The organism is Pseudomonas californiensis (assembly GCF_021147775.1).
GTDB classification, from domain to species: Bacteria; Pseudomonadota; Gammaproteobacteria; order Pseudomonadales; family Pseudomonadaceae; genus Aquipseudomonas; species Aquipseudomonas californiensis.
Genome location: NZ_JAGTPK010000065.1, coordinates 1 through 10156, shown reverse-complemented (window position 1 = coordinate 10156; position 10156 = coordinate 1). Strand labels below are relative to the sequence as shown.

The window sequence follows — 10156 nt, the reverse complement described above, 5'->3', positions numbered from 1 at the left end:
GAACCTGCGTAGCTGCGCTCCGACTGCCTGTCCGGATGAGCGTGGAACGGGTGTCCGGATGTTGGTGGGCTGAGTGTCCAGATGGCGTGGAATCCGCAGCTTCAACCACCCAAAGGCCCATCGTGGGAGCTGAACCGTCGAACAGGCCTGGTGACGATATTCGGCTACAAAAACTTCAAGAAAACGGGCGTGATTGATGAATTTGTAGCCCCGTTCTACGAATTCGACGCCTACGTTACCAAAGCAGTGGATCGCCACGGCCCCTCGTATGGGCTGTTGCTTCGCCACCGCTACCTAGATCAGAAGATCAATTTCCACATGCTGGTAAGTTCTGATGAATCCAGGCAACGCCCTTGTGCCTGGTGGGACTTCTTCCAGAACTACATGGACGTCAGCCTCCCTCTTCCAAACATCCCGCTGTTCGAACCCTATCGGCATCTGGACCCGGTAACCGCGAAATACGACAAGGAAAAACGGCCGCAATCCGCATTACTGGATCGACATGGACGACGAAGCGTTCGAAGCTGAAGTGAGCTCGATGTGGGATCGCGTTTACGATATCAACACGTTCAGCCGCGCGAATCTGATGGCGCGTTATGTGGACTACAACGACTGACAAGCAGCGACAGGCTCGTGCCTGCCACTGTCTGTCTGCAGACTGTCAAAGCCCCAGCATCAGGCCGCTCAGGCGCTTGACCTTGCGGCGCAACGCTTCTTCGAACACGCCCTGACGTGGTTCGATGAGGCTGTACCAGTGTTTGGCGCGAGTGATGCCGGTGTAGATCAGCTCTTTGGTCAACACTGGATTCAGGGCTTCCGGGAGGATCAATGCAGTGTGAGCGAATTCGGAGCCCTGGGATTTGTGGACGGTCATGGCGTACACGGTTTCCACTTCGTTGAGTCGGCTGGGCAGCACGAATCGCACGCCGCCGCTGCCATCGTTACGTGGGAATGCGACCCGCAGGACTTGCTTGCCGTCACCATCACGCTCGGGCAAACGCAGCGCGATACCAATGTCGCCGTTCATCAAGCCCAGACCGTAGTCGTTGTGGGTCATCAGTACCGGGCGACCTTCATACCATTGCTGTTCACTCTCGATAAGTTTTGCATTGAACAGCGCATGGGTGATGCGCTGATTCAGACCTTCTACGCCCCAAGGTCCTTTACGCACGGCGCACAGCAATTGAAACGCATCGAAGGCTTCAAGCACCGAACGGGCCCACAACGTCCAGCACTCGTTTTCGAGAGTGGCTCCTTCAAGCGGACGTTCAGCGGCGAGTACGTTGAGGTAGTGCCGATAACCTTGCGGGCCTTGCTCGCCCAGGCCGATACCGTCAAGCATCAAGCGCTCGAACTTGAGGTCCTGCTCACCTTTGAGCACAACAGAAAACACGTCCTGGTGACTACCTGCAGCCAGCAGCGCTCGCGCCGCCTGGTCCTGTTGCTGGTTGACCAGTCGGGCCAACTGCCCGATGCCGCTGCCTTCACCAAAGCGTCGAGAGTGACGCAACATCACCACTTGTTGTGCCAACGGGTGGTGTTGCGCATCACCTGCGGACAGCTCGCTTTTGCTCAGGTCTTCCCCGCTGACAGACTCCAGCCACGCTTGAGTATCGGGGCTGTAAAAGCCATCTTCGGCGTCGCGACAGAGATCGCCCAGCACCGCACCGGCCTCGACGGACGCCAACTGATCCTTGTCGCCGAGCAACACCATGCGCGCATGCGGTGGCAACGCGTCGAGCAGGTTGGCCATCATTTCCAGATCGATCATCGAGGCTTCGTCGACGACCAAAACGTCCAGTGGCAGCGGGTTGCCTGCGTGATGACGGAAGTGACGCGTGCCGGGACGGCTGCCCAGCAAGCGATGCACCGTGGTGACTTCGCTGGGAATCTTCTGTCGTATATCGGCGCTGACATCCAGGCTCTGCACTTGCTGACTGATGGACTCGGTCAGGCGCGCCGCAGCCTTGCCGGTAGGGGCCGCCAGACGAATACGCAGCGGTTGGCCGCTCTGCACAGCCGGGGCTTGCAGCAGCGCCAGCAGGCGCACAACGGTGGTGGTTTTGCCAGTGCCGGGGCCGCCGGTAATGATGCTGAAGGCTCTGCGGGTCGCTAATGCGCAGGCGAGTTTCTGCCAGTCGATCAAGGCACCCGGTGCCGGATTGGCAGGGCCGAACAGCGCGGTCAGACGTTGTGCCAGGTCGAGTGGCGGTGCTTCCTGCTGTGCCAGACGCTGACGCAGGGCGACAGCGATACGGCGCTCGTAGGTCCAGTAACGGCGCAGGTACAGGCGGCGGTCCGATAGCACCAAGGGCTTTTGCGACGCCTCCATCGTCGTGTCTCCCGTCTGAGCGACCAAGCGGCTGCCCGCCAGCGCCTGGCACCAGGCCGCGCCATCCAGCGCCGCCAGCAACTGCGAAGGTAGCAGCATGGGCGTGCTATGCAGATCACCCTCGGGCGGCAGAGACAGGGCAAAGTCTGGCTCTTTCAGGGTCTCGTAGAGATCAAGACAGACATGACCATGCCCCAACTGATGACTGGTCAACGCTGCGGCCACCAGCACCAGCGGATCACTCTGCGGATCCAGGTCACTGAGAAAGGCGACAAAGGCCCGGTCCAGCGCGCGCAGCCAGCCGCGTTCTACCCAGCGCTCAAGCAACATCAACAGGTCATCGACACGAGTCAGCGGGCGGAGGTCCGCAAGGCCCGCATCGTCCGTCGCGGCAGGCTGGAGTGTTTCAAACGAGCGGCTCATGCCAGCGCTCCCTGTGAATCATGAGGTAGGGGTTTGCCCTGAAACAGCAGGTCCAGGCTCTCGATCAGCTCGCGCGGCGGACGCGTGAAATAAGCGCCCTGAGTAGACGACTGACTGCCACGCAGGAACAGGTATACGGCACCGCCCATGTGCTGGTCGTAATCGTAATCGGCCAGGCGAGCTTTCAGTTGGCGATGCAACGCGAGTAGATAGAGCACGTATTGCAGGTCGTAGCGATTGTCGAGGATCGCCGCTTCCATCGCCAACTCGGTGTAGACAGAATCGTCAGCACCCAGCCAGTTGGATTTGTAGTCCGCCACGTAATAGCGGCCTCCGTGCTCGAACGTCAGGTCGATAAAACCCTTGAACATGCCGTTCAGCGAGACGGTTTCAGTGGGCGCACGCGGCGCGTTGTGGTGCGTAAAGCGACGCACCAAAGCGTCCATTCTGGCGACATCGACATGACTGCTGGCAAACCAGAACTCCATTTCGACCCGGTACTGATTGGGCTGGTCCAGTTGGCCCAGCGCAACAGGCGTGACGTCTGATGAAAGGCGCAACGGCATATTCAGCAGCTGATGCAGCCAGTCACGCAGGGTATTGATCCAGCCTGTCCAGCCACGCCGATTGCAACGACGGGCGACGGCATCTTCAAGCGCTTCCAGATCGTGAGCAGTGGTCGAAAAACCTTCGTTGCCCGCCCACTCCAGCAAGCTGTGCAGAAAGGTGCCAGGGTTGGGACCGCGTGGAAACCGATGGATATCCCCGCCACTGGTCGCCATGTCCCGCGGTGCCTCCGGATCCAGACGCTCGTCATCAAACAGCTTTTGCGCCTGCGGACTGTCCGGCGATACGTCAGCGCCTGCGGTCACGGTGTCGCCAATACGCAGCGCACTGTAGGACGCAATCCACCAGTTTTCCGCAGCGCGGCGTTTGGGCATCAGCGGCTTGACCAGTGAGGCTTCGTTCTGTGGCGGAGTAAAGACTTCCGCGCTCGGTTCGGGTACTGGCTGCACGGCAATGGACTCGCAGCCCTCGACCAATCCCCGCAGCCATACCTTGAGGTCGACAGATTCACTCAGCACCGCCCCGCCGCCCAACAGGTAGCCGAGTGCGGACCGGTGCAGCATCGAGCTGTTGGCGTTGCCGCGCTTGAGATCGGCAACACCCAGCCAACAGGCATGCTCCGAGCGGGTCAGTGCCACGTACAGCAATCGCAAGTCTTCGGCCAGGCGCTCATCATCGGCCTGCTGGATCAGCGCTTCGGTCGGCTGCAGGCTGATCTGTGCCTTGCCATCGGCGTCGTGAAACTGCAACGGCAGACGCGTGCCATCGACGGGTTTGGAGGAGCAAATGAACGGCAGGAACACCAGCGGGTATTGCAGGCCTTTGGACTTGTGAATGGTCACGACCTTGACCAGCTGTTCGTCACTCTCCAGGCGCAGGATCTGTTCTTCACCCGCTTGCCCGGACAGCGCCAGATGGTCACTCAGGTGACGTATCAACGCCTGTTCACCGTCCAGTTCAGCGGCGGCCTGCTGCAGAAGTTCGGACAAATGCAGCAGATTGGTCAGTACCCGCTCGCCATCAACGCGCGTTATCAAGGTCTGCGGCAGATGGAAGTCATGCAGCAGCCGGCGCAACATCGGCAGCACACCCTGGCCGCGCCAAACGGCACGGTAGCCACGGAATTGCATGACGCGCTGCTCCCACGCCAGCTCGTCCTGATTCAGGCGCTCCAGCTCGGATAGAGGCAGATCAAGCGTGATACAGGCAAGCGCCGCGCGCAGCGTACGCTCGGAGTCAGGCTCCGCGCAGGCCTTGAGCCAGGACAGCAGATCGTGGGCTTCCTGAGCGGCGAATACCGAGTCCTTGTCAGACAGATAAACACTGCGCACACCCAGTGCTGACAGTTGAGCGCGTACTGCCTGCGCCTCTTTACCGTCGCGGACCAGAATCGCGATATCGGCCGGCCGTAGCCCGCGCAGCGCGTTGTCTGCCGAGACAAAACCTGCCGAGCCTTGCTGGCCTGCGTTCAGCAAACGGGTGATTTCACTGGCACAACTGACTGCCAGTTGCTGACGATACGCGACACCAGACACCGGCTGCTCGCTTTCCAGGTGCCAGACCGTCAAGGCGGTCAACGGTGCGCCGTCAACCTCCAGCGTCTCCTTGCGTCCCTGAGCCAGAGCCTTGGAGAACGGCACAGGATTCTGCTCACCTTCACGAAACAGAAAAGCGCCACGTCCCTCTGCGCGCTGTTCCGCACGCTCGAAGACATGATTGACCGACTCGACCATGGCGTGACTGGAGCGATAGTTGGTGTCCAGTGTATGCCAGCGGCCATGGGTGGCCTGACGAGCACGCAAGTAGGTGTAAATATCAGCGCCGCGGAAGGCATAGATCGCCTGCTTTGGGTCGCCGATCAGGAACAGACCGGTTTGCTCGTCGTTATCCTCGAGACGATAGATGCTCTCGAAAATCCGGTATTGAACCGGATCGGTATCCTGGAATTCATCGATCAATGCGACCGGAAACTGCTCCCTGATCAGTGTGGCAAGCCGCTCGCCAGCCGCACCATGCAAGGCAGCATCGAGCCGCAGCAACATGTCGTCGAAACCCATTTCGGCACGACGGCGCTTCTCCTCTTCAAACCGTGCGCTGACCCATTGTGCCGCGTGTTGTAGAACGGCAGCGTCGGGCCGGGGCAGTTTTTCAAGCGCAGTTTTAAGCTCAACCATGGCGTCAAAAGCCGGGTGTGCAGGCGGGTCGCTTTTCCAGGCTTCGGCAATACCGTCGGGCGTCAGGCGAGTGAAGCCGGTACCCAGATCCAACGACTCCAGAGTGTCGTCTGCTGCCCAGGCGGCCAGCTTCTCGAACCAGGGCTTGAAGTAGCGCTCCTGCATCTTGCGGCCGTCGACGACTTTACGCGCCACGCCGTCCTGGCAAATGGCCTGCAGTTCGATTGTCCAGGCTGCCCAAGGGGCCTTGAGGGCAGCAAGCGCTGTACGACGCTCGGCGAGGGACGCAGCAATCAGTTCGGCGGGCTCCTGAGGGCCGATGTCACGCTCACGCCCGAACAAGCCTCGCACGCGCGGCAACAAGGCCGCAGGACCGCTCCAGTTCTCGCGCACCCAGTTCAGCGCGTCACCGCTCATGGGATAGCAGAATCGACGCCAGTAATCGCGCAGCACTTCCCCCAGCAGGTCGCTGTGGTCGGTTTCCAGGGTTTGCGTGAACAGACTGCCGCTGTCGAATGCATGCTCGCGCAGCATGCGCTGACACCAGCTGTGAATGGTTGAGACCGCAGCCTCGTCCATCCATTGAGCCGCGATGTCCAGACGACTGGCACAGGCAGGCCACAGTTCTTGATCAAATTGCTCACGCAGTTGAGCGATCAAATCGTCAGGCGCGTCTGTCTCGCTACGAAAGAAGCGTGCAGCCTCTGCCAGACGCGTGCGTATACGGTCGCGCAGCTCTTTGGTCGCCGCATCGGTAAAGGTTACTACGAGGATTTGTGGCGGCAACAGATCACGACCGAAGCCTGACAGCTCATCGCCGTGGCCCAATACAAGACGCACATACAGCGCAGAGATGGTAAAGGTCTTGCCCGTACCGGCACTGGCCTCGATCAATTGGCTACCACGCAGTGGAAAGCGCAGCGCCAATGGAAGCGTTTGCTGACTCATGCGCCACCCTCCCCGCCGGACAATGACTGCCAGGGCGCGTCGTAAATCGGCTTGTAGAGCGTGTCGGTCCAGCCGACGAAGTCTTCACTGTCCATCAAGGCGTCGAAATCCGGGAATTGGCGGGCCAGAGCGGTGCTTTCGCGGCGCTCACCATCGGTAGTCTGCCCATCGCCTTCATAGGCTTTACGAGCGGCGGCTTCGGCCTTGTCCAAGGGTTGACCCAGCCATGCGAAGGCAGTTTTCACGGCCACTGGCAACGGCTGTTGCATCCCTTGCAGCCACGCCATCAGCAGGTGGTTCAAGGTGGTGGTTGCAGCTTGCTGCTCCAGTGGCGCAAGCATCAGGGTTTCATCGCTGGCAACGAGTGCGGTGCTCAATGGCAAACCGCAGGCGCAGGCCACCAAATGATTGACCCAAGGTCGAATCAGCCGATGCCATTTACGGGTTTTCTTCGAGCCAATGCTGTTGGGAATGGCGGTGACCAGCAATAACTCGTCGCGGGCATTGCGATGCAACCCGCCCAACCAGCCGTCGATACCGACACCTTGATGACTGAATGTAATAGGCAAGGCGCTGCTCAAGGGCTCGGGCCACAGCGTCAACAGATCCCGGTAGCGTTTGAGCACATCCGGCAACGGCTCGATCAGCTCCTGGCGCATGCATTCGCCAAAGCCTGCCAATGGCAACAGACCACTGGCCTGGAGTTTCAAGGCCTGCGCTTCAAGCGCTTCGTCTATGTTGTCGGGGCTGAACATCGCAGCATTGAGCAAACTTTCGCTGAGCCCGTAACGCTCAAGAGCGTCGAGCACGAATGGCTCTTCGTCAGCCAGCGGTGCTTCGGCAAATTCGAAATAGATCTTCAGCCGCTGACTGAAGAAATGCTTCACCGGGTTTCTGAGGAAGTCCTGCAGTTGCAGGATCGACAGCGGCTCTTCCTGTTCATGCGGCGCCAGGTCGGCAATGACAGGCGTGGGCAGGTCAGCCTGATGTAGCAGGCGCCATTCCCGGGCGAAGCTGAAGTAACCGGTGCCCGCATGGAAGTACTGGGCGCTGAACGGCTGCAAGGGGTGCTCGAGAGTCAGCGCTTTGAGCAAGCGCTCGCCTTCATCTGCTTTACTGTCGGGATCAGCTTCACCAGCCAGTTTCCAGCCGCTGGCCAAGTGATCACGCAACTGGCCGATGAGCACCGAAGCAGGACGCTCGCTGTTGTCACGAATACTGCGACCCACCCAACTGATGTACAGCTGATCGCGGGCGGAGAGCAGCGCCTCAAGCAGCAGATAGCGATCATCCTCGCGTCGTGATCGATCACCGGGCCGATAGTCGCTGCCCATCAGGTCGAAATCCAGCGGAGGCTGAGCCCGTGGGTAATCGCCGTCGTTCATGCCCAGCAGACAGACCACCTTGAAGGGGATTGCGCGCATCGGCATCAATGTACAGAAGTTGACCGAACCTGCCAGAAACCGTTGGGACAGTCGCCCCTGATCCAGCCCTGCCAACCAGGCTTCCCGGACAACAGTGAGCGGTAGTTCATCCATGAGTCCGACGGTCTCACAGGTGTACAGCCAGGTTTCCCTGAGTGTTTCCAACTGAGCGAGCAGGTAGTCGTCGTGCTCACTGTCAGCCTGAAAGAACTGCTGCAAAACCGCTTGCAGCCGCACACCCCATTCTTGTGGCGTAGCGGGCAGGCACAGCTCTGAGTAGGCAACCTGAAGCGCATCGAGCAACGCGACCAAGGGGCCGATCAACGCAGCATCCAGCCCCCCGATCTCGTCATAGGGCTCAATACCTTCATATGCAGCCCCAGCGCCGACGGCATAACCCAACAACATGCGGCGCAAACCGAAATGCCAACTGTTCTGCTCAAGCGCGCCTGGCAAGCCGAGGCTGGCACGCTGCTGAGCATCCAGGCCCCAACGGATCCCTGCCCCCTCGATCCATCGGTGCAAGGTGGGCAAGTCCCGCTCCTGAATCCGGAAGCGAGCTCGCAAGGCAGGCACATCGAGCAGATCGAGGATTTCGCTGACCGGAAAACGGCTGTCCGGAAGTTTCAACAGATGCTCGACAGCGATCAGCAACGGCTCACGTCCACGCTGGCCCTGGTCCGCCAACGTGAAGGGTATGAACCGGCTGTCGTCACGTTCGATCTGCCCGAAAACTGCACGGATATGCGGCGCGTAACTGTCGATGTCGGGGACCATGACGATCACATCACGCGGCCGCAGATCAGGGTCTCTGCTGAACCGTGCAAGCAACTGGTCATGCAGCACCTCTACTTCTCGCTGCGCACTGTGGGCAACATGAAAGCGGATCGAGCGGTCCGCCAGAGCGTCCAGTGCTGGCCAGTGCTCACGGGTTTCATCCAGCGGGCGCAGTTCGAGAATGTCGTCCTGAAGCTGATTCAGGATGTTCCTGGGCTTGTGCTCACTGAATAGATCAATGCGTTCGTCCTTGAAGGAGGCGCGGTAGCTGCGTGGGTCATCATGGCTGTCCAGCAAGTTGATGTAATCTCGCCCCTGCTTTCCCCAGGCCGCAAGCAACGGGTGAGCATGCTGATGCAAGGCTTGCGGATCGAGCACAACAGGCATGCCAGCTTTACGCGCCTGACGCTTGTACTGGTGGCGTAGCAGGTCCTTGTCGGCGACGATATCGGCCCAATGGTGACGGCAGGGATTGTGAACGCACAGCAACACCTGACTGAATTTCGCCAGTCCGGCCAAGGCTTCCAGTGCTTGTGCCGGCAAAGATGAAATGCCAAAGACAATGACGCGCGCAGGTAGTCCGGGCGGCGCTTCGGCCAACTCATTGATACGTCCGATGAAGCGCTGATGAACGCCTGCGCGACTCTGTGCCATCCCTTCTGCGCCGACGTCTTTCAGCAATGCTTGCCATAGCTCAGCCTGCCAGCAGTTCGAGGGGCTGAGCGGCTTTGTCTCACCTCTGACGTTACGCAATTGATGACGTCCGGCAGCCCAGTCTTCCAGCCAGTCCGCGCGATAAACCTGATATTGGTCAAACAGGTCGGACAGCCTTTCGGACAGTTGGTAGCGCTTGCGCAGGTCTGTATCGGCGGCGAGGAAGCGTTGCAGCGGCTCGAAGTGCGGCTGGTTGATGAGTTCAGGGAGCAGGCGCATCAGACGCCAGGTCAGCGGAGCCTTGTCGAGCAACGACGTCTCGGGGATTTCATCTCGACCCAGCACGGCGCGATAGAGCTTCCACATGAAGCTGCCTGGTAACTGAACGTCAATTGCCGCAGCGATGCCGCAGCCACCGATGTCGTCATCCTGCGCGTCCTCGGCGAGTGCCAGCTTGAGCCACTGCGCAATGCCGTTGCTCTGCACCAGAGCAATCTCGTTTTCCAACGGAGCCAAGGGGTAACGCCGCATCCAGGAGACAACCAGACTGCGCAGTTCATCAGGGCGATTGCCGTGAACCACCATGAAACCGGCACTCAGCGAGGTTGTGACAGGCATGCTTGCTTCCTTGACGTGAACGAGTAAAACCCAAAGCAGAACCATAAGGGCAAGCGTGCCCGATTGCCACACGCACGTTGAAGCGCAGAGGGTTGGGTGACGGCGGCCCGGCGGGCCTTGATGGGAGTGGAGTTTAACAAACGCGCAAAAACAAAACCCCTCATCGCGTCAGCGATGAGGGGTTTCGGAATTTAATCTTGACGATGACCTACTCTCACATGGGGAAACCCCACACTACC

Annotated in this window: 3 protein-coding genes and 1 pseudogene; 1 reads left to right on the top strand and 3 read right to left on the bottom strand. The window is 59.8% G+C overall.

Annotated elements, in window-relative coordinates:
- Window positions 1-102 precede the first annotated feature (102 nt).
- Window positions 103-616: pseudogene (locus KDX37_RS28075) on the top strand (hypothetical protein); the annotation flags it as partial.
- Between the two features lie 45 nt (window positions 617-661).
- Here the strand turns inward: KDX37_RS28075 and recD are convergent.
- From recD to recC, 3 genes are read right to left on the bottom strand one after another with little or no spacing between them, the layout of a single operon-like run.
- Window positions 662-2755, bottom strand: a complete 2094-nt coding sequence (recD, locus tag KDX37_RS28070; RefSeq protein ID WP_231656467.1) for an exodeoxyribonuclease V subunit alpha — start codon at window positions 2753-2755, stop codon at window positions 662-664.
- The gene (gene recB, locus KDX37_RS28065) at window positions 2752-6444 is read right to left on the bottom strand and encodes an exodeoxyribonuclease V subunit beta (RefSeq protein ID WP_231656466.1); all 3693 of its coding nucleotides are present in this window, start codon (window positions 6442-6444) and stop codon (window positions 2752-2754) included. Before recB ends, recD begins: the two co-directional genes overlap by 4 nt.
- On the bottom strand, window positions 6441-9917 hold the full coding sequence (gene recC, locus KDX37_RS28060) for an exodeoxyribonuclease V subunit gamma (protein ID WP_231656465.1): 3477 nt from the start codon (window positions 9915-9917) through the stop codon (window positions 6441-6443). The genes recB and recC overlap by 4 nt, the downstream gene beginning before the upstream one ends.
- Between the last annotated feature and the right edge of the window lie 239 nt (window positions 9918-10156).

Excerpts from the sequence above, each read along its gene's own strand:
- recD (WP_231656467.1), bottom strand. The coding sequence starts at position 2,755 with ATGAGCCGCTCGTTTGAAACACTCCAGCCTGCCGCGACGGACGATGCG.
- recB (WP_231656466.1), bottom strand. The coding sequence starts at position 6,444 with ATGAGTCAGCAAACGCTTCCATTGGCGCTGCGCTTTCCACTGCGTGGT.
- recC (WP_231656465.1), bottom strand. The coding sequence starts at position 9,917 with ATGCCTGTCACAACCTCGCTGAGTGCCGGTTTCATGGTGGTTCACGGC.